Origin of the sequence: Coraliomargarita parva (genome assembly GCF_027257905.1) — a bacterium.
Classification (GTDB): domain Bacteria; phylum Verrucomicrobiota; class Verrucomicrobiia; order Opitutales; family Coraliomargaritaceae; genus Coraliomargarita_A; species Coraliomargarita_A parva.
In genome coordinates, this window is the sequence record NZ_JAPZEI010000002.1 from 325,335 (window position 1) to 349,803 (window position 24,469).

General features: G+C 56.6%; 26 protein-coding genes. 13 read left to right on the forward strand and 13 right to left on the reverse strand.

The window, feature by feature from the left end; genetic code table 11:
* Positions 1-13: 13 nt before the first annotated feature.
* The 7 genes from O2597_RS03675 to O2597_RS03705 all read right to left on the reverse strand — a co-directional run bounded on the left by O2597_RS03675 (position 14) and on the right by O2597_RS03705 (position 6,862).
* The gene (locus tag O2597_RS03675) at positions 14-1,099 is read right to left on the reverse strand and encodes a carbohydrate kinase family protein (RefSeq protein ID WP_269522837.1); all 1,086 of its coding nucleotides are present in this window, start codon (positions 1,097-1,099) and stop codon (positions 14-16) included.
* 95 nt (positions 1,100-1,194) lie between these two features.
* Positions 1,195-1,803 (reverse strand): LutC/YkgG family protein, encoded by a 609-nt coding sequence (locus O2597_RS03680; RefSeq protein WP_269522838.1) that lies wholly within the window; start codon positions 1,801-1,803, stop codon positions 1,195-1,197.
* A gap of 20 nt (positions 1,804-1,823) precedes the next feature.
* The gene (locus O2597_RS03685) at positions 1,824-2,351 is read right to left on the reverse strand and encodes a thioredoxin-like domain-containing protein (RefSeq protein WP_269522839.1); all 528 of its coding nucleotides are present in this window, start codon (positions 2,349-2,351) and stop codon (positions 1,824-1,826) included.
* A 20-nt stretch (positions 2,352-2,371) separates the two neighbouring features.
* On the reverse strand, positions 2,372-3,769 hold the full coding sequence (locus O2597_RS03690; protein WP_269522840.1) for a LutB/LldF family L-lactate oxidation iron-sulfur protein: 1,398 nt from the start codon (positions 3,767-3,769) through the stop codon (positions 2,372-2,374).
* Positions 3,766-4,539: a (Fe-S)-binding protein gene (locus O2597_RS03695; RefSeq protein ID WP_269522841.1), complete on the reverse strand. Its 774-nt coding sequence runs from the start codon at positions 4,537-4,539 to the stop codon at positions 3,766-3,768. The genes O2597_RS03690 and O2597_RS03695 overlap by 4 nt, the downstream gene beginning before the upstream one ends.
* A 34-nt stretch (positions 4,540-4,573) precedes the next feature.
* Positions 4,574-6,058, reverse strand: coding sequence for a rhamnulokinase (locus O2597_RS03700; protein ID WP_269522842.1), 1,485 nt, complete (start codon positions 6,056-6,058; stop codon positions 4,574-4,576).
* Between the two features lie 24 nt (positions 6,059-6,082).
* Entirely contained in the window at positions 6,083-6,862 is a 780-nt protein-coding gene (locus O2597_RS03705) for a DeoR/GlpR family DNA-binding transcription regulator (protein ID WP_269522843.1), read from the reverse strand.
* Between the two features lie 98 nt (positions 6,863-6,960).
* Here O2597_RS03705 and O2597_RS03710 point away from each other — a divergent pair, with 98 nt between their 5' ends.
* The 12 genes from O2597_RS03710 (at position 6,961) to O2597_RS03765 (ending at position 15,968) form a co-directional block, all read left to right on the forward strand.
* Positions 6,961-7,641 (forward strand): phosphate propanoyltransferase, encoded by a 681-nt coding sequence (locus O2597_RS03710; protein ID WP_269522844.1) that lies wholly within the window; start codon positions 6,961-6,963, stop codon positions 7,639-7,641.
* Between the two features lie 137 nt (positions 7,642-7,778).
* Complete coding sequence (locus O2597_RS03715; protein ID WP_269522845.1) at positions 7,779-8,048, forward strand: BMC domain-containing protein; 270 nt, start codon at positions 7,779-7,781, stop codon at positions 8,046-8,048.
* A 21-nt stretch (positions 8,049-8,069) separates the two neighbouring features.
* A complete protein-coding gene (locus O2597_RS03720; protein WP_269522846.1) occupies positions 8,070-8,348 on the forward strand; it encodes a BMC domain-containing protein in 279 nt (92 codons plus the stop codon).
* A gap of 90 nt (positions 8,349-8,438) precedes the next feature.
* The gene (locus tag O2597_RS03725; protein ID WP_269522847.1) at positions 8,439-9,623 is read left to right on the forward strand and encodes an acetate/propionate family kinase; all 1,185 of its coding nucleotides are present in this window, start codon (positions 8,439-8,441) and stop codon (positions 9,621-9,623) included.
* A 50-nt stretch (positions 9,624-9,673) separates the two neighbouring features.
* The gene (locus O2597_RS03730; RefSeq protein ID WP_269522848.1) at positions 9,674-9,979 is read left to right on the forward strand and encodes a BMC domain-containing protein; all 306 of its coding nucleotides are present in this window, start codon (positions 9,674-9,676) and stop codon (positions 9,977-9,979) included.
* Between the two features lie 5 nt (positions 9,980-9,984).
* Positions 9,985-10,299, forward strand: coding sequence for a EutN/CcmL family microcompartment protein (locus O2597_RS03735; protein WP_269522849.1), 315 nt, complete (start codon positions 9,985-9,987; stop codon positions 10,297-10,299).
* A gap of 23 nt (positions 10,300-10,322) precedes the next feature.
* Positions 10,323-11,768 carry an aldehyde dehydrogenase gene (locus O2597_RS03740; protein ID WP_269522850.1) on the forward strand — a complete coding sequence of 482 codons (1,446 nt, stop codon included), beginning with the start codon at positions 10,323-10,325 and terminating at the stop codon, positions 11,766-11,768.
* A 6-nt stretch (positions 11,769-11,774) separates the two neighbouring features.
* Positions 11,775-12,029, forward strand: coding sequence for a EutN/CcmL family microcompartment protein (locus tag O2597_RS03745; RefSeq protein WP_269522851.1), 255 nt, complete (start codon positions 11,775-11,777; stop codon positions 12,027-12,029).
* Position 12,030: 1 nt separating this feature from the next.
* Positions 12,031-12,333, forward strand: coding sequence for a EutN/CcmL family microcompartment protein (locus O2597_RS03750; protein ID WP_269522852.1), 303 nt, complete (start codon positions 12,031-12,033; stop codon positions 12,331-12,333).
* Positions 12,334-12,359: 26 nt separating this feature from the next.
* A complete protein-coding gene (locus O2597_RS03755; RefSeq protein ID WP_269522853.1) occupies positions 12,360-13,457 on the forward strand; it encodes a class II aldolase/adducin family protein in 1,098 nt (365 codons plus the stop codon).
* A 59-nt stretch (positions 13,458-13,516) separates the two neighbouring features.
* Positions 13,517-14,515: a malate dehydrogenase gene (locus O2597_RS03760; RefSeq protein WP_269522854.1), complete on the forward strand. Its 999-nt coding sequence runs from the start codon at positions 13,517-13,519 to the stop codon at positions 14,513-14,515.
* A gap of 223 nt (positions 14,516-14,738) precedes the next feature.
* Positions 14,739-15,968 (forward strand): zinc-dependent alcohol dehydrogenase, encoded by a 1,230-nt coding sequence (locus O2597_RS03765; RefSeq protein ID WP_269522855.1) that lies wholly within the window; start codon positions 14,739-14,741, stop codon positions 15,966-15,968.
* Here O2597_RS03765 and O2597_RS03770 read toward each other — a convergent pair.
* From O2597_RS03770 to O2597_RS03780, 3 genes are all read right to left on the reverse strand, one after another.
* A complete protein-coding gene (locus O2597_RS03770; RefSeq protein WP_269522856.1) occupies positions 15,965-16,363 on the reverse strand; it encodes a response regulator in 399 nt (132 codons plus the stop codon). The two genes, O2597_RS03765 and O2597_RS03770, sit on opposite strands and share 4 nt — an antisense overlap.
* Complete coding sequence (locus O2597_RS03775) at positions 16,317-18,206, reverse strand: PAS domain-containing protein (RefSeq protein WP_269522857.1); 1,890 nt, start codon at positions 18,204-18,206, stop codon at positions 16,317-16,319. Before O2597_RS03775 ends, O2597_RS03770 begins: the two co-directional genes overlap by 47 nt.
* A gap of 205 nt (positions 18,207-18,411) precedes the next feature.
* The gene (locus O2597_RS03780; protein WP_269522858.1) at positions 18,412-19,662 is read right to left on the reverse strand and encodes a tagaturonate epimerase family protein; all 1,251 of its coding nucleotides are present in this window, start codon (positions 19,660-19,662) and stop codon (positions 18,412-18,414) included.
* Between the two features lie 134 nt (positions 19,663-19,796).
* Here O2597_RS03780 and O2597_RS03785 point away from each other — a divergent pair, with 134 nt between their 5' ends.
* Positions 19,797-20,609 (forward strand): helix-turn-helix transcriptional regulator, encoded by an 813-nt coding sequence (locus O2597_RS03785; protein WP_269522859.1) that lies wholly within the window; start codon positions 19,797-19,799, stop codon positions 20,607-20,609.
* 173 nt (positions 20,610-20,782) lie between these two features.
* Here O2597_RS03785 and O2597_RS03790 read toward each other — a convergent pair whose 3' ends face one another.
* The 3 genes from O2597_RS03790 to uxaC form a co-directional block, all read right to left on the reverse strand.
* Positions 20,783-21,874, reverse strand: a complete 1,092-nt coding sequence (locus O2597_RS03790; protein WP_269522860.1) for an Ldh family oxidoreductase — start codon at positions 21,872-21,874, stop codon at positions 20,783-20,785.
* A 79-nt stretch (positions 21,875-21,953) separates the two neighbouring features.
* On the reverse strand, positions 21,954-22,931 hold the full coding sequence (locus O2597_RS03795; RefSeq protein WP_269522861.1) for a phosphoglycerate dehydrogenase: 978 nt from the start codon (positions 22,929-22,931) through the stop codon (positions 21,954-21,956).
* Positions 22,932-23,029: 98 nt separating this feature from the next.
* Positions 23,030-24,442, reverse strand: a complete 1,413-nt coding sequence (gene uxaC, locus O2597_RS03800) for a glucuronate isomerase (protein WP_269522862.1) — start codon at positions 24,440-24,442, stop codon at positions 23,030-23,032.
* Between the last annotated feature and the right edge of the window lie 27 nt (positions 24,443-24,469).

Consider the following 24,469-nt stretch of genomic DNA (forward strand, 5'->3'; position numbering starts at 1 on the left):
CGTTGAAGTGGTATTACTTGTCCGTGGCCTGCTCTATCTGCGCGATGATTTCCTCCTTGGTCGGCGGTGAGGCGTGGGTCACGAAAAATGCGGTTGCCGCGTTGGCGATGACCAGGCGCTCCTTGACCGTCAGGTCCCCGAGAGAGGCGCAGAGATAGCCCCCGTTGAAGGTGTCTCCGGCACCGGCCGTGCGGATGACGTTTGTCTGTGTTTCCTGCATGGCGAAGGCTTCGCCGTCGTCTTTGCTCGAGGCTGCTGCGAACGTGGGCGTGTGGACTACCAGTTCGTCGATTCCGATCTTCTGGCGTGCGGCGGTGAGCGCGGATGCGATCCGGGCGGGGTCGTGCCCCGGTGACTCGATGCCGATGCGTGCTAGCAGTTCAAAGACTTCGTGCTCATTCATGCTGAGCGTCATTGGAATTTTCGCATTGAACTGAGTGATCAGGCCGAGACTTTTGGTGAAGGATTCGGCTGACTTCTTCTTGATGTCGGCAAAGTCAAAGAACATGCGCTTGGGCGTCTTGGCGTCGTCATACTGGGACACGAAGCCCTTGAGCAGGTTGTCGAAATCCGGAGTGAGTGACCAGTAGCCGAGTCCCAGAATATCCACGTCGGCAAACAGCGTCTTGAGCTTGTCTTTACCAAAATGTGCGACGAAGTCTTCCCAAGTCAGATTGGCGACCGTCTTGAGGTCACTCATCAGGACCTTGCCGTCTGAGAATTCGAAGGCAAGGGTCAGCGCGGGATCCCCGAGGGAGATCAGTTGGCAAATATCCTCAAACGGGGCGAAAGCCGGATCGGTTTCACTGGCACCGAAGAGACCGGCCAGACTGGGTTGGAGGCCGAGCATGCCTGCCACGCGGCCGGTGTTGATGCCAAAGCCTCCTTCGCAGCGGCGCTTGTGCACGATCTCGAGTCCGACACCGCCATCGGCTCTTTCAACTATCAGTTCGCCGAAGTGCTTCAGCTGGTTCATGGGGGTATATTCGGTCAGGCTCTTACGCTCACTGACAATTTGATACACCTCATCAACGAAGCCGTCACAGCCGAGCAATATCTTGCCGCTGACCTTGCTGATGTAGTCGATGTATTTTTGCATATCTATACTCATGATGATTCTTGGGATAATTAATGATTGGGTGCTGTGTGCGTGAAATTGGGAATACGGGAGGCGGGTGGCCTTTCCCGATTCGATCAAGGCATGACGAGGCCGACTTGAATACCGGGGCCATGTACGCCTTCGATGAGGATGCCTTCCACGTCTGCGGTTTTGGAGGGTCCCGTTGCAAAGATGATCGAAGGGTCGTCCCCAAAACGCCGGATCGCTTCCTGTAAATTGGGCAGGATATCCTTCTCGTTGATCACTGCGACATGGATCCAGGGTGCCAGGGCGGCGAGCCGTGCACTGGTGTCACCGTCCTTCAGCATGATGGTTCCGGTTTCGGCCACTGCCGCGCTGGCTTTGGTGATGCCGAAGCTGTACTCGTTGATCTTGGACTCGTCGTAGGCGGTCTCGAAGCGGATGCCCTCCAGCTGACGGAATTGATCGGCCAATTCCGGATCGCAGTAGCCGAAGGTGCTGCTTTCGGATTTCAGGAATGCGCCCAGTGCCTCGATCGAGTCGAAGAACTTGCCGCTCGCGAAGCCCAGCTTGTCGGCGAATTGCGCCTTCAGGTTTTCGAACTCACCGCTTGCCCGGCAGACGGCGAGGTCCGTGTCCCATTCGGGCTTCGGGGTGCGTTCCTTCAATGGGGCCAGCGCGCTGCGGATGGCGGAGAAGATTTTTTCGCGATCGTTGCTCATGATTTTTAAGACTGCGGCGCCTACTGCTCCAGTTTCTCCCGGAGTGACTCCATTACTTTTGTGGGACCGACGTACTTGCCGGCCACGAAACTGTCTGCCAGGACCTTTCCTTCATTATCCACAAGGACGAGACAGGGGATGCCTGAACCACAGTACTTGGTCAGTTCCTTGGATGATTTTTTGCGTGAATACTCCAGTGCGGGCCAGTTCATCTTGGTGCCGACCATGTATTCCAGCATGGCGTCCTCATTCTTGTCGCTGCTGACAAAAATGATCTCGAAATTGTCATGCTTGGCCGACTGCTCGTCATAGAATTGAACCAGCTTGGGAGTGAAGCGCCGACAGGGCGGGCACCAGTGGGCCGAATAGTAGATGGCATAGTAGTCCTTGCTGCCGAGCTCGGCCGGCGCAACCGCCTTGGGGCTGCCATCTTCCACGCGGATGAGGTTCCGGGTAATTGTTTGTTCGAATTCCGTTTGCGCTGCTCCAAGAATATTGGTCGAAAGCGCGGCGAAAAGAAGGGTGGAGATCAGTGTTGTTAATTTCATGGGAGCTTAGACCGAGGGCGTTAGTTTTTGTTTCGTCCCTTGAACCATTTTCTGAATTCACCGCCTTGGAACTTCGGCAGCTTTCGGCTGGCCTGCCAGGCCTTGGCGGAGGGGTGGGGAATCATTTCGGTGGGAATATAATTCATGGTATGCCCCATCGACAGCGCAGTCTTCCACATCGTCGGCTGCGAGCAGAGGGTGGCCCACATGCCCAGCTTCGGCGTGCCCTTCATGGCTTCGCTGACGTGTTCCCGTTTTGCCTTGTCGCGCAGGCGCAGGAGCAGGTCGGGGATGGGGATGTTGACCGGGCACACCTCGTTACAGGCGCCGCACAGGCTGGATGCCTTGGGCAGGTCTGCGAGCTCGGGGAAACGGTTGCCCGCGAGCAGGGGGCTGAGGACGGCCCCGACCGGGCCCGGATAGACACTGCGGTAGGCATGGCCTCCGGATTGGCGGTAAATCGGGCAGACATTCAAGCAGGCGCCGCAACGGATGCAGCGCAGGATTTCACGGCACTCGCTGGCCAGGACTTCGGTGCGGCGATTGTCCACGAAGATGATATGCATCTGCTCCGGACCGTGCGGCTGTCCTTCGCGGCGCGGGCCACCGATAAATTGGTTATAGACGGTCAGCTGCTGTCCCGTGCCGGACCGTCCGATCAGATTGAGAAAGAGGCCCAGGTCTCGGTCGGACGGTACCAGCTTTTCGATGCCCACCACGGCGATATGGATCTTGTTCGCGGCCATGCAGAAACGGGCGTTACCCTCGTTGGTGACGATGGCGATGCGTCCGGATTCGGCGGAGACAAAGTTGGCCCCGGTCAGGCCGACATCCGCGTCGAGATACTTTTGGCGCAGGTACTTGCGGGCGCGGCGGGTGATGGTTTCCGGATCGTCATTGTATTCGCCGAGTCCTTCACGCTCAAAGCTCTTGGCGATCCCGCGGCGGTTCTTGTGCACGATGGGGGTGACGATGTGTGAGGGATGGTCGCCGTCGATCTGTAGAATGAATTCACCAAGGTCGGTCTCGACGACTTCCATGCCATTCTTTTCGAGATAGTCGAGCAGGTGGATTTCCTCGGTCACCATGCTCTTCGATTTCACCATCCGCTTGGCGCCGTTCTCCTGCATGATCCTGAGGACGGTGGCATTGGCGCTTTCGCCATCGACCGCGAAGTGGACCTTTGCCCCGTTACGGGTGAAGGACGCTTCGGCTTGCTCCAGGTATTGGTCCAGATGTTCGAGGGTGTGTTGCTTGATCCGGCCGGCGGTTTCACGCAGCTTGTTGGGGTCCTCGTAGTCCCGGAAGAGTGTGGCTTGGCGGCGCTCCGACTTCATCTTCGCGCCGATGAAATTGGCGTCGTGGATTTCCTCGCTCAGGTCGCGGGCGACGGCGTCGATTTTTTGAAGTGTTTTCATAGCTTGCCGGCGTTTTTCAGTGAGTCGCGCAGGATCTGGGCGATGTGGAGACGTTTGGTTTGCAGGCCCTGCTTGTCCATCATGCCGCCGAAATGCATCATGCAGCCCATGTCGGCGGCCGCCACCACGTCCGGCTTGCTGGCTGTGAGGTGTTCGATCTTGAGGGTGCCCATCTTCTGCGAGATATTGGGAAAGCTGACCGAGAACGTCCCGCCGAAGCCGCAGCACTGTTCGACTTCCTCGATCGGTTCGACCGTGAGTCCTTCGATCGAGCCCAGCAGGGTCGCCATGGCTTCCGGGCTCTTTGATCCCCGGAGGTGGCAACTGCGGTGCACGGATATTTTGGCGTCATACTGGCCCGGCCATTCCGTGACACCGAGACCGTGCACGATAAAGTCCATGAGTTCCCAGGTGCGGTTTGCCAGGGCCTGCACCTCTGCCAGATCTGGTTCCTTTTCAAATTCGAGCGGTGCGCCGTGGAAGAGCATGGCGGCGCAGGAGCCGGAGGGGACCACGATCGGCTTGTCTCCGGCAAAGGTTTTGACCACATGGCGCACGACCTTGCGGGAGTTCTCCCAGTCCCCGGCGTTGAAGGCGGGCTGGCCGCAGCAGGTCTGGCCGTCGGGAAGCTCGATGTCGCAGCCGAGGAATTCCAGCACTTCGACGGTGGCTTGGGCAACGTCGGCAAAAAACGCGTCACAGAGACAGGTGGTCATCATCTGGACCGATTTGCCGGTCGGACGATTGGGTGGGGTGTGCAGCAGGCTCATCTCAGTTGATTCGAAAATTATTTATATTTAGCGCTTATTTTGTGGCGATCACCTTCTTGTATTTCTTCTTTGCCTCAGCCCAAGCATCGGCATCAGCGGGCTCATAGCTTTCGACCAGAGCGGATTTTAAGACAATCGAACGGCCTTCGCCGATGTTTTGAACGCTCCCGTCGGCGAGCATCTGGGTGAGGATGTTTCCGAGGCCTGTCGCCTCAACGGGGCAGGCGGTGACCGTGACGCCGATCGCGTTGGCGGCGAGCTGGTTGAGCAGCTTGTCCTGGCAACCGCCACCGACGATGTGCAGGGACTTGGGCTTGTCCTCTGTATATTGTATCAGCTTTTCCCATACGTCTGCGTAGCGAAGAGCCAGACTTTCGTAGATACAGCGGATAATTTCCCCCTTGCTTTGAGGGACAGGTTGATTGCTTTCGGCGCAGTATTCCTGGATTTTTTCCGGCATGCGCCCGGCTTCAGCAAAACGTGGATCATCCGGGTCGATCAGGGAACGGAAGGCATCGGCCTCGCGAGCCAAGCCGGCCATTTTGCTGTAGGGCACATCTTCACCGCGGGCCAGCCAGTAACGCTTGGATTCTTGTATCAGCCAAAGGCCGCAAATAATTTTCAAGAAACGGACGGAATTGTTCACTCCGATCTCATTGGTGAACGCATCGCTATAGGATTGCCCGGAGATGACGGGGGTGGGCAGTTCGAGCCCCATGAGCGACCATGTGCCGCTGCTCAGGTAGGCTGGTGTTGGTGCCTGGCTGGGAACCGCGGCGACTGCGCAAGCGGTGTCATGTCCGGCAACAGTGACGACCTTCAATCCGTTAAGGCCGGTTTTATCCTCAACGTTCGGGGCGACTGGCCCCAGCACTGTGCCGGAATCGCTGATTTCCTTGAAGAGTTTTTTAGGCAGGCCGAGTTTCTCGATGAGCTCGTAGTCCCAATTCCGTAAGTTCGGATTGTAGAGTTGTGATGTGCTGGCAATGCTGCGCTCCTGTGTCTTTTTTCCAGTCAGCAAATACCCCAGCAGGTCGGGCATGAAGAGTAGGTCCTCGGCGACTTCCAGGGCCGGATTTTGGGTTTCAATTTCGGCCGCCAATTGGAAGAGGGTGTTGAAAAACATGCAGGGTATCCCCGTCGTGCCATAGATGTCCTCCTTTGGAACCTTGGCATAAGCGGCTTCCATCATTCCGTCCGTTCGGCTGTCGCGGTATTGGTAAGGGAGTCCGAGAAGGCGTCCATCCTTGTCCAGCAGGCCATAGTCTACGCCCCAGGTGTCGATCCCCAGGCTGACAAGGCTGTCGCCATAACGTTCGGCTGCGATTTTCAGGCCATCCAGGATGTTTTGGTAGAGCGCGGGTAGATTCCAATGCCAACCGGAGGGGAGTTCGACGGGTGTATTGTCGAAACGGTTCAGTTCATGTAACTCAATCCGGGTTCCGTCGTATTCTCCGGCAAGGACGCGTCCGCTGCCGGCACCGAGGTCAACTGCGAGATAGACTTTCTTCTGGCTCATGGAATCTAGTGAGGAATCGGGGTGTTAGCTTTTGGATTCGGGCAGTGGTGCGATTTCGACCGCGCAGCCCATATTGCGGAGTGTTTCGATTGTCTTGGGGTCGGCGTTACTGTCCGTGATGATCAGGGAGATGCTTTCATGCCCTGCAAAGAAATATTCAGAGCGTTGGTTCAGCTTTGTGGAGTCGACCAGCAGGACGACACTTTCGGCGAGCTGCACGAGGCGCTCTTTATAGGTGGCTTGTTGTTCGAAGCCTTCGCTGGCTCCCCGTTGGGTATCAAAACCGATGCAGGAAATGAAAGCGGTGTGCACATTATGGCGGCGCAGGGTGTCGATGCTTTCGCCGCCGACGAAGGTTTGGGTTTTCGGGTGAAAACGTCCGCCGGTGCAGATGAGTTCCACATTTTCCATGCGAGTCATATGATCCAGCACGGCATAGGCGTTGGTCACGACGCGGTAAGGTAAGTCAGGTAGGGCGGAGATGAGCGCAAAAGCGGTCGTGCTGCTATCGAAGGCGTAAGTCCGCCCCGGCTGGACCAGGCTGAGGGCTGCTTGAGCGATGGCTTTCTTGCTCTCGACCTGAAGCCCGCGCCGCTCTGTGAAGGATTGTAGTTTGGGGCGGCCACTCAAGCTGCTCGCTCCGCCGTGGACCCGGGTCAGCTGATTGCTCTCTGCCAGCACCTGTAGGTCACGTCGGATCGTTTCGTCGGTGACTTGGAATTCCTCGGCCAGGTCGATCGTGCGGAGGGTGCCGCGTTCTTCCAGTAGGGCGAGTATCTGTTGCTGGCGCTCAGGGGCTAACATGTGGACTGAATGTTGGATTTATTTGGGTTTATGCAAGATATATGTTGACAAATGTGTGGAAAATTTGGTTTTTGAAGCCGAATTTCAAAATAAATCCAATGGCTTCTGCTAATTTACCTCAACTCAGTCGTTTCCAAATTGAAACCCTCGTCCGCGAAAGCCTGCGTCGGCAAGTTGGTGGCAGGCAAGTAGTTAAGTCGGGGGCTCCGAACCCGCTCGTGGTCAATTCAAGCGCACGCCACTGCCATTTGACTCAGGAGGCGGTGGAAATCCTCTTCGGAAAAGGCCACACGCTCACACCAATGAAGTGGCTTTATCAGGAAGGGCAGTATGCAGCCGAGGAGTCGGTCACGCTGATTGGTCCGCGCAGCCGGGTGATTTCCAACCTTCGCATTCTCGGGCCTTGCCGTGACCTCAACCAGGTCGAGTTGGCTTATACGGATGCGATTTCGCTTGGCTTTAAGATCCCGGTTCGCAACTCCGGTAATATTGCCGGCACGCCGGGTTGCATGTTGATGGGCCCTGCCGGTTTCCTCGAGATGGAGGAGGGTGTGATTCGCGCTGCTCCTCACGTGCATATGGCCCCGGAGGATGCCGAATACTACGGCGTCGAAAACAAGTCTTTCATGAAGCTTCGAATCAAGGGCGACCTTGGCATGACCTTCGATCGCATCTTTGTCCGCGTGGATCCTTCCTTTAAACTCGAAGTTCATATCGACACCGATGAGGCCAATGCCTGCGGCTTTGGTCCGGACGTGCCCTGTGAGCTCGTGAAGTGAACATCGAACGCTGAACGTCCAACGCTCAATTTTTAACTTTTAGACATCCCTAATCCCAAACCCGAATCTTTCCGTGTTCGAAGTTGAACGTTCAATGTTCGTAACGCGCAATTCCACAACCAAAACCCAGAAATATCATGAGTGAATCCATCGGATTGATCGAAACCAAGGGCCTGACCGGCTCGATTGAGGCCAGCGATGCCATGGCGAAAGCCGCATCCGTGTCCCTCGTAAAGCAGATCTCCATCGGCGGCGGTTTCCTGACCGTTCTCGTCAAGGGAGACGTTGGCAGCGTGAAAGCTGCTGTTGAAGCAGGCGCCGAAGCGGCCAACCGCGTCGGTGAACTGGTCGGTTCGAACGTCATCGCACGTCCGCACGACGACCTTCTCAAATACTTTGATGCATAACCCTTAAGGGAGAAATTTATTATGGCTAAGCAAGCAATTGGAATGATCGAATGCAAGGGGCTGATCTGCCTCATGGAAGCCTGCGATGCAGCCCTGAAGGCTGCGGATGTGAGCATGACCGGTTGGGAGAAGATCGGTTCAGGTCTCGTTACCGCGTTTTTCACCGGCGACGTCGCCGCAGTGAAGGCAGCAGTTGAAGCAGGTGCCGACGCCGCCGGCCAGATCGGCGAAGTCGTTGCCGTTCAAGTGATCCCTCGCCCGCACGACGATCTCGGCAAGCTGGGCAGCTGGATCGGCTAAGTACAGCTTACGCAGTTCTCCAGTTATCAGTTCACCAGTTTTCGGTTAAACTGAAAACCAGCCAACTGAAAACTGATTCACTCAAAAGAAATGAAGATACTCGTCGCCAATCTGGGGTCCACCTCCTTCAAATACCGTCTCTTTGACATGTGTGACGCGGATGCCGCGTTGCTGGCCAAGGGTGGTTTTGAGCGTGTTACCGAATATACGCCCTGCATTGAGGAGATGTTGGAGACTTTGGTGAACGAAGGGCATCTTCAGTCGGCGGAGGACCTTGACGCGGTTGGTTTTAAGACCGTCCTCGGCAAGGACCTCAGTGGTTGTGTGGAAGCCGATGAGCGTGTCCTTGAAGCCCTTGATGGCTTCAAGGAAGTCGCTCCGGCTCACAATCCGGCTTATGCGGAAGGGATCCGCTGCTTCCAAAGCAAGCTGCCGAATGTGACACGCGTCGCTCTTTTCGAGACCGCGTTCTATCAGTGGATGTCGCCCGCCGCGTACAGCTATGCGATACCCAAGGCATGGCGCGAGCTTGGTATCCGTCGCTACGGTTTCCATGGTGCCAGTCACAAGTTCATCGCCGAACGTTCCGCTGAGCTCTTGCAGCGCCAGGATGTGGCGGCACGTGCACGCGGGCTCTACGTCAAAGGCCCCGGAGAGTTCAATGGCAAACCGCTCCGAGTGATCTCCTGCCATCTGGGTGGAAGCAGCTCTCTGGCGGGTATACAGAACGGCGTCTCCATCGGGGGCAGTATGGGGTTCAGCCCGCAAAGCGGATTGCCGCAAAACAACCGGGTCGGCGATCTCGACTCCATGGCCATTCCCTACGTCTGTAAGATGTTGGGCATTTCCGTGGAAGAAGCCGAACGCCAACTCAACAAAGAAAGTGGTCTTCTCGGTTTGTCGGGGGTCAGCAACGATGCCCGCGATATCCGCGAAGCCGCCGAACAGGGCAACGCGGAGGCGAAACTCGCGAGCGAAGTCCTGATCGACAGCATCCGCCACTGGGCCGGAAGTTTCTTTTTCAAAATGGGCGGTGCCGAAGTGATCAGCTTTACGGCCGGCATCGGTGAGAACGACGCCGAGCTGCGCGCCGCGGTTTGCGCCGACCTTGAAGGGCTCGGCGTCAAGATCGACCCCGAAGCAAACGCCAAGACCATCCGCGGAGCCGAAGGCATCATCAGTGCGCCGGATTCGAAGATCAAAGTGATGGTCATTCCCGCGAACGAAGAACTCGTCATCGCCCGCGAAGTCTACCGCTTCAAGCAGGCACACTAACTTTATCCCGTATCAATTTTCCAAATACCAATTCAACCTAATAAAATACCATGGCTAAACAAGCAATCGGAATCCTCGAAACCAAAGGTCTTATCGCTCTCGTGCAAGGCACCGACGCGATGCTCAAAGCCGCTAATGTCGAACTGGCAGGCTCTATGAAGGGCGTCGGCAGTGCATTGGTGAGCTCCACCATTACAGGTGATGTCGCTGCGGTGAATGCTGCGATTGAAGCCGGAGCTGAAACCGCCGGCCGTTACGGCGAAGTTGTCAGTGCCCACGTTATCGCACGTCCGCACGAGGACATCGAGTCGATCGTTCCTGCACTCAAGGCTGCCAAGCGCACCGCAACCAAGTAGTCCCGATGTATCTGGGAAAAGTCATCGGTTCCGTTGTGTCGACCAAGAAGGACGACAGCATGAAGGGGCGTAAGCTCCTGCTGGTCCGTCCAATGTTGGTCGACCCCGAGGACCCGAGCCAATTCAAACCGGGCAGCAACACGATCATTGCGATCGATACGCTTGGGGCAGGCGAGGGCGAACTGGTGATGTTTGCCCAGGGCAGCTCCGCACGCCAGGCCGATGGGCTGAAAGCGTTGCCGGTCGATGCCGCCATTGTCGGGCTCGTTGATACCGTCAACGTGCTCGGTAAGAAGACCTACGAGGCCAAGAACAGTTAATTAGATAACAGGAAATATTTCCAATGAGCCAATTGAGTGAAGTAGATATCCGCAATGTCGTCTCTGAAGTGCTTGCACAGTTGCAGTCTTCCGGCGGCACAGTATCCGCACCCACGATCAAGTCTCGCCCCGGACGCCATGGTGTTTTCGAGGATGCGGCGACCGCAGCCAAAGCGGCCCGTGGTGGATTCGAGCAACTCAAAAAGAAGGGCTGGGCCGGTCGTGCCAAGGTCATCGAAATCGTCAAGCAGATGTGTTCGGACAACGCCGAACGCTGGGGCAAAATTGAATTCGAAGAGACCAAGATCGGCCGTCTCGATCACAAGATCGGCAAGCTCTATGGCATCAAGAACGTGCTGGGCACCGAATATCTCACGCCCTACGGCATGAGCGGGGATGCCGGGATCACGATGGAAGAATCCGCCCCCTGGGGTGTGATCGGCAGCATCACGCCGGTGACACACTCGGTGCCGACTATTGCCGGTAACATCGTAAACATGGTGGCCGCGGGTAACGCGATCGTTGTCAATCCGCACCCGGGCGGAGCCGCTTGTGCGGCAATCGCGATCCACGAGTTCAACGAGGCGATCAAGGCCGAACTCGGTATCGAGAACCTTATTTGCACGATCGAGAAGCCTTCACTGGATTCCTTCAACGAGCTGTGTGCCTCGCCGGACGTGAACCTGCTCTGCATTACCGGCGGACCGGCCGTGGTCGATGCCGCGATGAAGACCGGCAAGCGTGCGATCTGCGCAGGTCCCGGAAATCCTCCGGTTGTGGTGGACGACTGCTCCGCCCTCGATTTCGACAAGGTCGCCAAGGACATTATTTTCGGTGGTGGTTTTGACAACAACCTTCTCTGCATCGGTGAGAAGCAAATCATCGCGGTCGGTGACAGCTACAAGCTCACGCTGGATGCGCTTAAGCGTCAAGGTGCTGTGCTCCTGACCAAACAGCAAACCGAAGCGATCAAGAAGGAAGTCTTCGACATCAAGGATGGCGGTGGCGGTTGTTCGCACGCCGTCCTGAACCGTGCTTACGTCGGTGCCGATGCGTCCAAACTTGCGGCCATCGCAGGCCTGAAGGTTGATCCGAAGACCGAGATGCTCATCACGGAAACCGATCCAGATGATCTCTTCGTGGTGGAAGAGCAAATGATGCCCTTGCTGCCGATCGTTCGTGCCGGTTGCTTCCCCGATGCGGTCCGTATCGCCAAGGAATCCGAGCACGGCTACAAGCACTCCGCCATGGTCCACACCATGAACGTGAAGAACATGACCATCATGGGCCAAGCGATGGACACCACGCTCTTTGTTAAGAACGGTCCCTGCACCGCAGGCCTCGGTATGGGCGGCGAAGGCTATATCAGCTTCTCCATTGCCACAACGACCGGCGAAGGCATCACCACGCCGCGTACCTTCACCCGTTTCCGCCGCTGCACGCTGGTGGACAATTTGAACATCATTTAATTCGAAATGCTACTTGCCCGCGTAGACGGCCATGCCACTGCAAGCATCGGCCACCCCAGCCTGAAAGGGCAGAAGATCGTGCTCTGCACGCCGATCGATGAAAACGGGAAGTCTGCGGGTTCGCCTTTCGCAGCAATCGACCCCATCGGGGCCGGTCGTCATTCCAAAGTATTTATCACCACCGACGGTACCTGGACACAAGGCACCGTCCACGACGAAACTTCTCCCATCCGCAATCAAGTGATGGGCATCATCGACTAACATGAAACCCGCACGCGTCATCGGCACAGTGACCCTCAGTCATGCGGCTCCCCAGTTCAAGGGAGCGCGCTGGCTGTTGGTTGGTCCGATGGGGCCGGATGAGCTCTCGGGTAAAAATCCGGATGGCGTCGCCGAAGGATGGACACCTGTTGTTTACGACAAGCTCGGTGCCGGAGTGGGGGATCCGATCCTCTATGTCGAAGGAGCCGAAGCGACACAGCCTTTCGATTTCCCGATTCCACTCGACACCATCAACGTCGCGTTGCTGGACAAATACACTTACCAGCCTCCCGAAGAGGCCTGAATTTAACACAAACGATTCAAAATATCATGAGCAAGCTCTACACCGCTAAAGATCTCGAGAAGATGATTGAGCAGGGACAGCCGTTGTCGTCCGTTCCCGCCAACGCGATGCTCACGCCGATGGCACGTGACCTCCTGCGTAAACACAAGGCTTCGCCAGCCCAGGCAGCCTCCGCGCCGGAGCGCTCTGCGTCCGCGATTGCTGCCAATGGCCCCCGCATCCACGAACCGGTCCTTCCGAATGCCGAATACACCTGGACGCCGGGCGGCGACCCTCGCACGCCGCAGGAGTTGGAGAAGTTCTTCTATTCGCCTGAAATCCAGGAGCTCAAGGAGCGGATCTGCCACATCGGCAAGCGCATCTGGAGCAAGGGGTATGTCGATGGCAACGGCGGTAACATCACCGTTCGGGTGGGCGACAATCTCGTGCTTTGCACGCCGACGCTGATCTCCAAGGGCTTCATGGTTCCGGATGATCTTTGCATGGTCGACCTCGACGGTAACCAGGTGGCCGGCACACGTCCGCGCACTTCCGAGGTCAACACCCACCTCGGTATCATGAAGAATGAGCCCAAGGCCAAGTCCTGCGTGCACGCGCATCCGATTTATGCTACCGCCTTCGCGGTCGCAGGTGTGACTCCGCCTTCCTGTCTGATTCCCGAGCCGGAAGTCTTCCTCGGTGAAATTGGTTTTGCCAGCTACCAAACACCGGGCACACCTGAGAACGCCCGCGAAGTCGGTCAACTTGCCAAAAAGCACCAGTCCATCCTGATGCAGAATCACGGTGTGATCTGTTGGGGGAAGGACGTTGAGGATGCTTACTGGAAGATGGAAAACACGGACGCCTTCTGCCATACCGTGACGATCACCAACCAACTCGGCGGTCCGAAGCAATACGGTCCGGACAAGCTCAAGGAACTGATCCTGCTCCGTAAGAAACTCGGCATGCCGGATCATCGCCTGGACGAGCTTAAGGAGTGTGAACTCTGCGACGCCGGTGCGACGACGATCAACACCGCACCTCAGCCGTCCGGCAGCTCCTGCAGCTGCCAAGCGCCCAAGGGGGATGTGGACGAAGCTCTGGTCCAGAAGATCACTGACATGATTATGTCGAAACTCGCGTAGCGAGTTTCAGTTCTCTCCTGAACTGAAAACCGCAAACTGAAAACTGGAGAACTATTTTGATGAAATCAAAAGCCCCCATTCGCGTCGCTGTCACAGGAGCCGCCGGTAATATCGGCTATGCCTTGCTTTTCCGCATCGCGTCCGGTGCCATGTTTGGTCCGGACCAACCCGTGGCTTTGAACCTGATCGAAATTGAACCTGGCATGAACGCGCTCAAGGGCGTGGCCATGGAACTCGACGACTGTGCTTTCCCGCTGTTGACCGAGATTGTGCAGACCTCGGACCTGAGTGTGGGCTTTAAAGATGTCGATTGGGCGCTGCTCGTCGGTTCGGTGCCGCGGAAGCAGGGCATGGAGCGCGCAGACCTGCTCGGAATCAACGGCAAGGTCTTTGTGGGCCAAGGCAAGGCGATCAATGACAATGCCAAGAAGAGCGTGCGCGTCGTTGTAGTCGGCAATCCCTGTAATACCAACTGCCTGATCGCGATGAAGAGCGCACCGGACATTCCGGACGAGCAGTTCTTCGCCATGACCCGCCTGGACGAAAACCGTGCCAAGAGCCAACTGGCGCAAAAGGCGGGTGTGCCGGTCAAGGAAGTCTCCGAACTTTGTGTCTGGGGCAATCATAGCCCGTCCATGTTCCCTGATTTCTACAACGCCAAGATCGGTCGTCAAAAGGCCACTGACGTCATTGCAGATGAAGCTTGGTTGAAGGATACTTTCGTTCCGACCGTCGGACAGCGCGGCAAGGCGATCATTGATGCCCGTGGCGCTTCTTCGGCGGCTTCAGCCGCCAATGCGGTGGTCGATACCGTACGTGACTTGATCACCCCGACCCGCGGCGATTTTCATAGCGTCTGTGTCGTGTCACGTGGTGAGTACGAGACACCCGCCGGGATCATCACTTCATTGCCAATCAAGGTGGATGCCGTGGGCAACTGGCGTGTGGTCGAAGGCATCAAGCTGAGCGACTACGCCAAGTCCAAGATCAGGGCTTCCAACGACGAACTGCTGGAAGAGCGCAAGTTGGCTTTCGGGCAACTCGGCCTGAGTATCTAAAGCGCAGTCATAGCAGGATTCTGTTGCGATTTGGCCGCTGTTCCCCGGGCGGCTACCATGTTATTTTGTGTCTCTCGCTAACCACTACCAATAGTTCAGACAATTGAATCGTGTGTGGTAGGGGCGTTATCCTTAACGATCCGAATCGGCTCTATGAGGACATCGAACCCTACCGATCTATCCATGAATTTTAGCTCCCGCTGGCAGAGTATTTTAATTAAGTATGAATTTAAGTGACACAGATATTAGTCGGATCGTAAGTGAAGTACTCGCGTCCGTGAACAAGAAGAAGTCGGCCTCAGTGGCTGCTGCAAAGCAACCGGCCTCGTCCATCCCGGGCAAATCCGGACGCGCGGCAGTCTTGGTTGAGCCACGCAAGCTGGAGATCCGCGAGTTCCCGCTCCGTGCCATCGGACCTGACGAAATTCTCATCAAAGTGGAAGCTTGCGGCGTCTGCGGCACCGACGTGCATTGCTACAAATCGGATCCCTTTGGACTGACACCGAATGTGCTCGGCCACGAAGGTACGGGCGAGGTGCTCGAAGTCGGCGCAAATGTCAAAATGGACAGCGTTGGTAAGCCGGTGCGGGTCGGGGACAAGATCGTTACCAGTTTGATGGAAACCTCGCCTGACTGCCTGATCGCAAAATACAATCCGGCCAAGTCGAATCTCAGCGACGATCTCAAGGTTTATGGACTTCTGCCGGATGAAGCGGACAATCATTTCAATGGTTATTTCGGCGAGTACCTGATCATCCGTCCGGGGTCCTCTTTCTTCGTGGTCAATGACATGAGTGTCGAGCTGCGCTGCCTGATCGAGCCGGCTGCGGTGGTTTGCCATGCCTTGGAGCGCGCAAAGAGTTGCGGTAACAATAAGTTGAATTTCCGCACCCGCGTGGTTGTACAGGGCTGCGGTCCGATCGGGTTGCTCATGATCGCGGTGCTGCGCACTCACGGGGTGAACAACATTATCGCCCTGGATGGTAACCCAGACCGTCTGGAGATCGCACGTCGCATGGGTGCGGACGATACGATCAATTACAAGGAATACTCTGGTATCGACGAAATCGCGGCAAAGGTGCAGAGCTTGACTAAAGGGCTGGGTGCCCACTGGGGCTTTCAGGTGACCGGAGTGCCGGCGGCCCACGCGAATTTGTATAAGTTGGTTCGACGCGGCGGGGGCATTTGCGAGGTGGGGCACTTTGTTGACGCTGGCGAGTGTGCCATCAATCCGCACCGTGATCTCTGCGCCAAGGAGATATCTCTTGTCGGGAGCTGGGTTTACAACAGCTTCGAATACCCCAATGCGTATCATTTCCTCCAGCGGGCCGAGCGAATCGGGATTCCGGTTTCCTCGCTCGTGACTCACAAGTTCCCGCTCGACCAGATCGACGAAGCCTTCCAAGTGAACCTTCGCCAGGAAGGCGTCAAGGTGGTCGTCGAGGCGCGCTAGTTCTTCGTCAATACGTGCTCGATCGCATGGGTCAGGAGTTCCGTACTGACCGGCTTGGCGAGGAAATGCTCACCGCCGCTGTTATAGAATCCGCTACCGCTTTCTTTGCGTGAGACCATGGCCGAGACGAAGATGATGGGGATGCGCGAGGTGTCCGCATGGTTCCGGATTTGATTGGCGACATCTCCGCCATCGACTTCCGGCATGACGACATCGAGCAGGATAATGTCCGGCTCGTAAGCACGGACGGCATCAAAGGCTTTCCGGCTTTCGTTGATCGTGTAGACTTCGTAATTGCCGGTGGTCTCGAGATTCAACTTCACCATTCGGGTGAAGGACGCTTCGTCATCAATGACGAGAACTTTTCGATGATGGACTGTGGGGTGAGCTCTCATTGGTAGAACCGGTGTATTCGGGGAAGATGGCGCGAGCGCAGGCGCCGGTATGCTTGGGGCAATTCTCTAATGTAATCATTCCATGGTGCATTTCAACAATGCTACGTGTTACGGACAGTCCCAAGCCGGTGCCGTCGCCCGTCGCACGGGTGGAAAAGAAAGGTTCGAAGAGCTTGTCCTTGTCGGCTTGCTTGATCCCGTGCCCGCTATCCTCGATTTCAACGACGACCAGCCGGTCGCCGATCTTGAAGCGTTCGGTCATTTCTCCCGAGACATTGCTACCGGTGTGATTCATGCGTTGGCGCTCGGTGCGGATGCAGATCTCGCCGCCATTGGGCATGGCGGCTATCGCATTGAGGAAAAGGTTGATGAAGACCTGCTCAAGCTTGGTCGTATCGGTCATCACGACGAGGGGCATCTTCAGCATGTCTTCGGTTATGTGGATACCGGCTTCCTTGAAATTATGCCGGAGCAGGGCGAGCACCTTGCGGATGAGGGTGTTGATATCCATCGGATCCATGCTGATCTTGTGCGGCGAGGAGTAGTCCAGTAACTCCATGATCACTTCATTTGCCTTGTCCGTGGCTTGCAGCATGTCGGTCAGAAGCTCTTTGAACTCTCTGCGCTCCTTGAGTCGGCCACGAAGATAGTCGACGCCCAGACGTACCACACCCAGCGGATTCTTGACTTCGTGTGCCACGCCGGCAGCGAGGCGTCCCACTGTCTTGAGCTTTTCCGATTCGATGAGTTGGAGGCGCGTATCGTTGAGTATGTTGATGGTGCTGCGAAGCTTGACCTCGGTGTTTTTTTGATCGGTTACATCGCGGGCGATGCCCACCAGTCCGATCGTGTCGCCGTTCTCGTCGACCAGTGGGACCTTGCTGGTCAGGAACCAGGCGAGGGAACCGTCGTCATTGATCTGCTGTTCCTCGCTGTTGATCAGTCCGATTCCCGAACGTACTATGTGCATGTCCTCGTTATGCAGGATGTCGGCGTCCTCCTTGTCGAAGTAATCGTACACCGTCTTCCCGATCACGGTGTCGTCGCTGGTTGCCTGTAGGAAACGCCGGTGACGATGATTCGACACGATGTAACGACCTTCTCGATCCTTGACGAAAATCCGATCCGGCACGTTGTTCAGGATGGTCCTCAACAGGATACGTTCCTTGTCCAGCGTATCCTGAACCTGTTTCATATCAGTAATGCTTCTGGAAATACCCATCGTTCCGATGATACGGCCATTATTATCGCAGAGCGGTACTTTGCTGGTGGTCACCCAAGTGACATGCCCGTCGCGATAGGTTTCCTTTTCCACTTTGCCAATAATTGGCTTGCCCGTCCGGATGATCGCCTGCTCGTCCTCATAGGCTGCCCTCGCATGTTCTTCGGTGAACAAGTCAAAGTCAGTCATTCCGAGGATGCTGATCCGGTCAAATCCGTAGGATTCGGCCATGGCCCGATTGACCTTTGTAAAGCGGCTCTCAAGGTCCTTGAAGTAGATCGCATCCGGTATGTTATCCATCAGGGATTGCAGCAGGGTCTGTTCGTGGATCAACTCATACTCCTTCTTGCGCCTCCGGATTGCATGGGAGATGCGGGTCAGCAGTTCGCCGTCATCCATGGATTCCAGCAAGAGGTAGTCGTCGACCAGGTGGATCCATTCCTGATAGTTGAGCAGCTCCTTGTGGTTGCGGCAGAGGCAGAGCAAGGCAACCGTGCCCTGGCTTTCGCCGATGGTTTGGATCGTCTCGCGTACCAGCGAACGGCCTATCCGCATGTCGAGCAAAACCGCGTGACATTCTGCCTGCCAGGGCAGCTTGTTCAGTTGCTTCAGGCTGCTCACGCGCCTGAGTTCGAAACTACCGATATCGTCGGATTCAAGCTGGGACGAAAGCAACTCCAGCTCCTCGGCCTTTTGGCTGAGGAGTATAAGTTGTCGGGGCGAGTCCGGTAAGTCTTGTGCTGGGGTAGACAGAACAAAACTAACCTAGTGGAAAAATTCGCTCAGGACAAGCTAAAGGGGTGCTTTGTGGCTTAATTAACTCAGCTTATGCGCCGAAGATCGGGCGCATGTGTCGCTCGAAAAGATTGTAGGTTACGCCATCGCCAATAACGGTCGCATTCGCCTTCAGGGCATCCGTATAGCGAGCGCCCATTTTTGCGGCGATCTTGAAGCCGACATGGATCAGCTGGCGCAGGTGGAGGTTGTAAGCGGGATTGGACTGATCATGCTCCAAGGCGGCGACATACTCGTCCGAAGTCCATGACGCAACGGTTTCGGGAGCCGGCAGCTTGCTGGTGTCAATGTCGATCACGGTGCTGTAGGGGGCGGTCAGTTCCTCGTAATGCTCAAGGCTCTTGGTGTAGATTTCCTTGGCAATTGCCAGACCTTCGCCACCGGAGCGGGCCAGGCCGATGACTTCCTCGAGCCAAGTGGTTCCGGCTGTCTTCACGTGCAGGCCCGCGCCATGCTGCTTGATCAGCTTGTTGATGATCGGGTAGAGGGAGAACTTGTCGCTGCCGGAGTGGACGCTGATCTTGAGGGTTTCCGGCAGGCCGAAGGTCTTGATCGCAAAGGCGATGATACAGAGGTCGGCATGGAACTCCTTTTCGAACTGGGCCAAATCGCCGACGTAGTCGACACCCTTGTTGAAGCGACCGGTAAATTTGGGCGCTACGGTTTGAACCGGAATCTCCTGCAGGGCCATCATGGACAGGATGTAGAAAATATCTTCCGGCCCTTGGGGGAGGTCGGTTTCGTCGATCGAGACTTCGGTGACAAAGGCGGGATCCGATTTCTCGGCTTCAATTTTGCGGTAGAGTTCCCCAGCCTTGGCGATCGCGTTGAAGTATTTGGCGGCGGATGCCTCGGCGGCCTCCTTGCTCAAAGTGACAGGTTCGTCGAGGCCCTCAATGGCCAGTTCTCCGAAATATTGTTCGATGCTGGAGAGCCATTTCGCTACCGCGGCGGTATCCGGTGTTTCGCCGACATAATCGGCCACATCGAGGGTGAAGAAATTGCTGCCTTCGAGGAAAGGGCCGACGGTGTCAAATTTGATGTGATCGGCATCCACGTAATAACTGTCGCTCCAGCCCAGTGCTTTCACCGCGGCATCGGCTTCCTCGCGGAGACTGTGCGGTACCGATCCGACAATGGTATGCTCACGGTGCGATTTATTCCAAGTGGGATAAATTTTAAGGCCTATGGCATTGGCTTTTAAAACTGCATTGAGTTGGGCTTCGCCTTGATGGGCAAAACGGTCGCCCATGCCAAATGTGTATGCTTCGATTGTCTTCATCTCAGGGTGGGGTTTAGGTCCGTGTCTTGGTGGGGTGGGTAATTATCGCTCATTATGCATTTATTTTAATAGCCTGTCTATAGGAGCTTCGCTCAACTGTTTGACTTTTTCGCTCATGGAATCTAGGACAGGGCATGCTTACATATTTCAATCGCGGCCCACGTTCGTACTACGAGAAGCCGATCCCCGAGATGCGGCGTTTATTCTGGGAGTTTCAGGCGGTGATTGAGGGCCGGATCGGCAAAACAGATCGCTCCAGACATACATTGGAGGACCTGTCCTCACAGAGGCTTTGGCTCTCGCCGCCGCAATCGGATCATGCCTGGACAGGGGAACCCGGGAAGGAGGCGACCATTGTCGTCTTCCACTTTCGCTTTATCCCGGAGGTTCTATTGCGGGCGATTCCTTCGGACAGCGGAGGCATCTCGGTGCAGCTGAATGCGAAGCAATGCGGTCAACTCCGCGACTTGGCCGACAAGGTGGAAGGCTATTGGAATGATCCGGCGCCCGGCATGGTGCTGTGTTATGAGCACGCGCTCTTAGAGTTGAGTTTGCTGGTTTACGAGCTCTGGACGGATGCCGAGGACCATCAGAATGCTGACATGCGCCAATCGGTTGAAGATGCCCTGGCATGGGCGGTGGATCACATGAAGCAAAATCCGAGTATCTCCGAAATCGCCCGACAGGCACACGTCTCGGTTTCCCATTTGAGGCGATTGTTCCATGAAGCCTTCAACGCTTCGCCCAAGGAAGTTTTCGACCAGGTACGGTTTCAAAGGGCGATGCAGCTCCTCACCGATACCGATATGAAACTGGTCGCCATCTGCTCGGAGTGTGGTTTCAACGACCAGAGTACCTTCTCCCGGGCGTTCAAGCGCCGTTTCGGCTGTAGCCCGATCGAGCTGCGCAAACGCTTGGACCATGACGATTCGGTGGTGCGCTTCTAGGCAGTGCTTTCTGCACGGCTTCAGCCATGCGCCCCTTCCGGAAGAAAGAGCTTCGCTGGCCTGATCGGGAGGGGCGGCTAAAGCCAGTTGCCGACGAAGCATGCTTTCGGTCCTTCCGGGATATAAAAAAACGGGTGGTCGGCATCAGCCAACCACCCGTTTGCAAAACCAATTTAGGCTTCGGTCGGGAAGCTTCCGAGTTCCCAGGTGGGAGCGCCGCATTCTTCGGCGATCTCGTTGAAGGCTTCGATTTCGGCCTTGGAAAAGAGAAGGCCGCCGGCTTTAACCACGCGTTCGGCCCACTTGGCTTCGATTTGGCCGGGGAGCAGGCAGTTTTCGTTGCCGTGTCCGAGGATATCCTCGATGACCGCCTTGACGTTTTCAGCCTGGTTGCGGCCCTTGGCGAAAGCGCCGCCGTTGATCGCATCCGGATGGATGACCTGAAAGTAGAATGCGGGTGTGCGCTTTTCACCTTCGGGGGCCTGACGGCTGCGAAGGGTGGGCAGGCTGCCTCCGATAAAGGCACCGACAATTTCGTTGATCAGACTGAGGCCATAGCCCTTGTGCGCACCGAAAGGCATGAGTGCGGCGACTTCCTTGGCGTCGGTCGTCGGCTTGCCGTCCTTGTCCACTGCCGCATTGGGAGGCAGCGCGGTGCCTTCGCGGAGGAACTGTTGCACACGTCCCATGGCGATGACGGAGGTGGCCCAGTCGATCACGATGGGGAAGCCCACTGCGTCGGTGGTCGGGAAGCCCCAGCTGTGCGGGTTGGTGCCGAGAGTCGGGAACTTGCCCATGAAGGGCACGACTTCGGCTAGGGCCGCGGTGCAGTTGGTGTAAGCAATGTAGCCTTTCTTGGCGGCTTCCATGACATAACCGCCACCCCAGAGATAGTGGAAGGCGTTGTCGACGGAGACCTGGCCGATGCCGTATTTGTCGGCGAGTGCCATGGCCGTATCGATCGCTTCATAAGCGGTGGCCTGGCCGAGCTTCTTGTTTGCGTTCCAGGTTTCGCTGGCCGCAAAACGGGACTCAACCTTCTCGATCTCCGCGGCCGGTGCGCAGCCGCCGGCCGCGCTACCGAAGAGGTGGTCCAGGTGCAGCGCCTTGATGGCGTTATGCGTGCGGATGCCGTGATGCGAGGCGAAGGCGGAGAAGCGGGCGGCCTGTGCGGCTTCGTCAGCCGTGTATCCGCGGTGTTGATAGGCTTGGGCGACGAGGGTGTCGTGTTGTTCCTGCGGAACGATGTAGAATGTTTCGGACATAAGATGATGAGTTTTTGAACCACGGATGAACACAGATTCACACGGATTTGAATCTGTGTCCATCTGTGTGAATCTGTGGTTAAATTAGTGCGTTGGGAGGAGGAGCGTCGTTGACCTGAGCCAGTGGTTTTTGTCCTTTCAAAAGAAGAACCAGATTCTCAGTGGCCATGCCGGCTTGGCGCTGGACGCTTTCGTAAGTGCGGGATCCCACGTGCGGTGTGATGATGCAGTTTTTCGCGCCGAGCAGCGGGTGGTCGGACGCGGGCGGTTCCTGGTCGAGCACGTCGGCTCCGTAGCCGGCCAGTTTGCCGCTTTCCAGTGCGGCGGCGATGTCCGAGGTGTGGGTGAGCTCGCCGCGGCCGCAGTTGATCAGGATGGCGCCGTCCTTCATGTTCTTGATGGAGGTCTCGCAGATCATGTCGCGGGTTTCTTCGGTCAGGTTCGTGTGTAGGGATACGATATCGCTTTCGCGCAGGAGCTGCGTGATGCCGTCCATGCGCTTGACATTGTGCTCCTTGGCGAAGTCTTCCGGCCAGTACAGGTCGTAGCCGATGCAGGTCATGCCGAAGGCATTGGCGCGGATGGCGACTTCGCGGCCGATACGGCCGAGGCCGATGATGCCGATGGTCTTGCCCATTATCTCATGGCCGGTCATTCGTTTCCATCCGCCGGCGGCAGTGGCATTTGCTTGCTCGATGAGATTCTTGTTCAGCGCGAGCAGAAGCATGAAGACGTGTTCGGCTACGGTGGTGTGATTGACGCCGGGGCAAAAGCTGACGGGGATTTGCTTCTCGGTGGCATAGGCCACGTCGATCTTGTCCACGCCGATGCCGTATTTGGCGATGATCTTCAGCTTGGGCAGGGACTTGTCGATGACGGCCTTGGTGATTTCGTCGTCGCCGCAGAGGAAGGCATCGAAGTCGCCGGCCAGTTCCAGCATGCGGGCTTCGGAGAGCGGGCCGCGTTCGCGGACGATTTCCGCACCGGTGCTTTCGAGCAGTGCATGGTGGTCGCCGGGGCAGTCTTGGTAGGAGGTAGTCGTGAGGAGGATTTTCATATGTGTGTTGGGAATTGTTTAACCGCAGATGCACGAGGATGCACGCGGATAGTTTAATGATATTGAATCAGCGTGTATCCGTGTCATCCGTGGTTGACTTACTCGACGCCGGGAAAGTTGAAGTAGTTCTTCGCGTTGTCGAAGCAGATGCCTTTGACGAGCTTATCCAGTAGATCCTTGTCGTCCGGGATGAGCCCGGCTTCGACATCGGTGCCGACGATGCTGCAGACGAGGCGGCGGAAGTATTCGTGACGCGGGAAGCTCAGGAAGCTGCGGGAGTCGGTCAACATGCCGACAAAGCGGGAGAAGAGTCCCACGCTGGACAGCACTTCCATCTGTGTGCGCATGCCGTCGAGGGTGTCGACGTGCCACCAACCGGAACCGAGTTGCATCTTGCCCGGAACGCTGCCGTCCTGGTAGCTGCCCATGAGTGTCGCGAAAGCGTAGAGGAAGGAGGGGTTGATGTGATAGAAGATTGTTTTCGGGAGGGCGTCGGCGGTGACGAGGCTGTCGAGGAAGGCCACGGTCTTACGGGCGACCGGTTCGTCGAGCATGGAATCGTAGCCGGTGTCCGGACCGAGCTGCTTGAACATCTTGGTGTTGTTGTTCCGAATCGGACCGAGGTGGAGCTGCATGGTCCAGCCCTTTTCTGTGTTCCAACGGGCAACGGCTTCCATGATGAATGTCATCCACTCTTCGGCTTCGATGCTGCTGAGTGTTTCGCCGGCGCGTAGCTTCTTGAAGATGACCTCGGCTTGTTCGTCGCTGCAAGGTGCGTACGGGCAGGCTTCCAATCCGTGGTCTGTCAGGCGACAGCCTTTTTCATGGAAGTAATCATGGCGAGATTTGAGTGCGTCGATGAAGTCCGCCGCCGAGTCGAGTGATTTGCCGGAGACGTTCGCCAACTGGTCGGTCCATTCATTCCAGCCCTTCACGTTGGTGGTGATCATCGCCTTGTCGGGGCGGTAGGTCGGGAACATTTTAGTACGGTTGCCGCTGGCATTAAAGGCGGCGTGGTGCTCCAGCGTGTCAATCGGATCGTCGGTTGTGCCGATGGCGCGGATGTCGTACTGCTTGCAGATGTTATGGACGTTGAAGCTGTCTTCCGCGAGCTGGGCATTGGCCTTTTCCCAGATGACATCCGCTGTGGCCGGACTGAGCACTTCATCGATACCGAAGTAGCGCTTCAGTTCGAGGTGAGTCCAGTGGTGCAGGGGATTGCGCACGGTTTGAGGGACAGTGCGGGCCCAAGCGTCGAATTTCTCCTTCGGGCTGGAATCCTTGCCGGTGACCAGCGTTTCCGGTTCGCCGGAGGCGCGCATGGCACGCCACTTGTAGTGGTCACCGCCGAGCCAGACTTCGGCCAGGTCCGGGAATCGGGCATTATTGGCAATCGCTTCCGGTGACAGGTGGCAGTGGTAGTCCATGATGGGCTGGTCCTTGGCGACCTCATGGAACAAGCGCTGCGCGGTCTTGTTGGGAAGGAGGAAATTTTCGTGGAGATAAGACATGTATTGAAGTGGTTCGGTTTTCAGTTG

Excerpts from the sequence above, each read along its gene's own strand:
- O2597_RS03705 (WP_269522843.1), bottom strand. The coding sequence starts at position 6,862 with ATGTTAGCCCCTGAGCGCCAGCAACAGATACTCGCCCTACTGGAAGAA.
- O2597_RS03725 (WP_269522847.1), top strand. The coding sequence starts at position 8,439 with ATGAAGATACTCGTCGCCAATCTGGGGTCCACCTCCTTCAAATACCGT.
- O2597_RS03740 (WP_269522850.1), top strand. The coding sequence starts at position 10,323 with ATGAGCCAATTGAGTGAAGTAGATATCCGCAATGTCGTCTCTGAAGTG.
- O2597_RS03755 (WP_269522853.1), top strand. The coding sequence starts at position 12,360 with ATGAGCAAGCTCTACACCGCTAAAGATCTCGAGAAGATGATTGAGCAG.
- O2597_RS03685 (WP_269522839.1), bottom strand. The coding sequence starts at position 2,351 with ATGAAATTAACAACACTGATCTCCACCCTTCTTTTCGCCGCGCTTTCG.
- O2597_RS03770 (WP_269522856.1), bottom strand. The coding sequence starts at position 16,363 with ATGAGAGCTCACCCCACAGTCCATCATCGAAAAGTTCTCGTCATTGAT.
- O2597_RS03760 (WP_269522854.1), top strand. The coding sequence starts at position 13,517 with ATGAAATCAAAAGCCCCCATTCGCGTCGCTGTCACAGGAGCCGCCGGT.
- O2597_RS03730 (WP_269522848.1), top strand. The coding sequence starts at position 9,674 with ATGGCTAAACAAGCAATCGGAATCCTCGAAACCAAAGGTCTTATCGCT.
- O2597_RS03690 (WP_269522840.1), bottom strand. The coding sequence starts at position 3,769 with ATGAAAACACTTCAAAAAATCGACGCCGTCGCCCGCGACCTGAGCGAG.
- O2597_RS03735 (WP_269522849.1), top strand. The coding sequence starts at position 9,985 with ATGTATCTGGGAAAAGTCATCGGTTCCGTTGTGTCGACCAAGAAGGAC.
- O2597_RS03795 (WP_269522861.1), bottom strand. The coding sequence starts at position 22,931 with ATGAAAATCCTCCTCACGACTACCTCCTACCAAGACTGCCCCGGCGAC.
- O2597_RS03675 (WP_269522837.1), bottom strand. The coding sequence starts at position 1,099 with ATGCAAAAATACATCGACTACATCAGCAAGGTCAGCGGCAAGATATTG.
- O2597_RS03695 (WP_269522841.1), bottom strand. The coding sequence starts at position 4,539 with ATGAGCCTGCTGCACACCCCACCCAATCGTCCGACCGGCAAATCGGTC.
- O2597_RS03700 (WP_269522842.1), bottom strand. The coding sequence starts at position 6,058 with ATGAGCCAGAAGAAAGTCTATCTCGCAGTTGACCTCGGTGCCGGCAGC.
- O2597_RS03750 (WP_269522852.1), top strand. The coding sequence starts at position 12,031 with ATGAAACCCGCACGCGTCATCGGCACAGTGACCCTCAGTCATGCGGCT.
- O2597_RS03720 (WP_269522846.1), top strand. The coding sequence starts at position 8,070 with ATGGCTAAGCAAGCAATTGGAATGATCGAATGCAAGGGGCTGATCTGC.
- O2597_RS03745 (WP_269522851.1), top strand. The coding sequence starts at position 11,775 with ATGCTACTTGCCCGCGTAGACGGCCATGCCACTGCAAGCATCGGCCAC.
- O2597_RS03710 (WP_269522844.1), top strand. The coding sequence starts at position 6,961 with ATGGCTTCTGCTAATTTACCTCAACTCAGTCGTTTCCAAATTGAAACC.
- uxaC (WP_269522862.1), bottom strand. The coding sequence starts at position 24,442 with ATGTCTTATCTCCACGAAAATTTCCTCCTTCCCAACAAGACCGCGCAG.
- O2597_RS03680 (WP_269522838.1), bottom strand. The coding sequence starts at position 1,803 with ATGAGCAACGATCGCGAAAAAATCTTCTCCGCCATCCGCAGCGCGCTG.
- O2597_RS03790 (WP_269522860.1), bottom strand. The coding sequence starts at position 21,874 with ATGTCCGAAACATTCTACATCGTTCCGCAGGAACAACACGACACCCTC.
- O2597_RS03765 (WP_269522855.1), top strand. The coding sequence starts at position 14,739 with ATGAATTTAAGTGACACAGATATTAGTCGGATCGTAAGTGAAGTACTC.
- O2597_RS03780 (WP_269522858.1), bottom strand. The coding sequence starts at position 19,662 with ATGAAGACAATCGAAGCATACACATTTGGCATGGGCGACCGTTTTGCC.
- O2597_RS03715 (WP_269522845.1), top strand. The coding sequence starts at position 7,779 with ATGAGTGAATCCATCGGATTGATCGAAACCAAGGGCCTGACCGGCTCG.
- O2597_RS03785 (WP_269522859.1), top strand. The coding sequence starts at position 19,797 with ATGCTTACATATTTCAATCGCGGCCCACGTTCGTACTACGAGAAGCCG.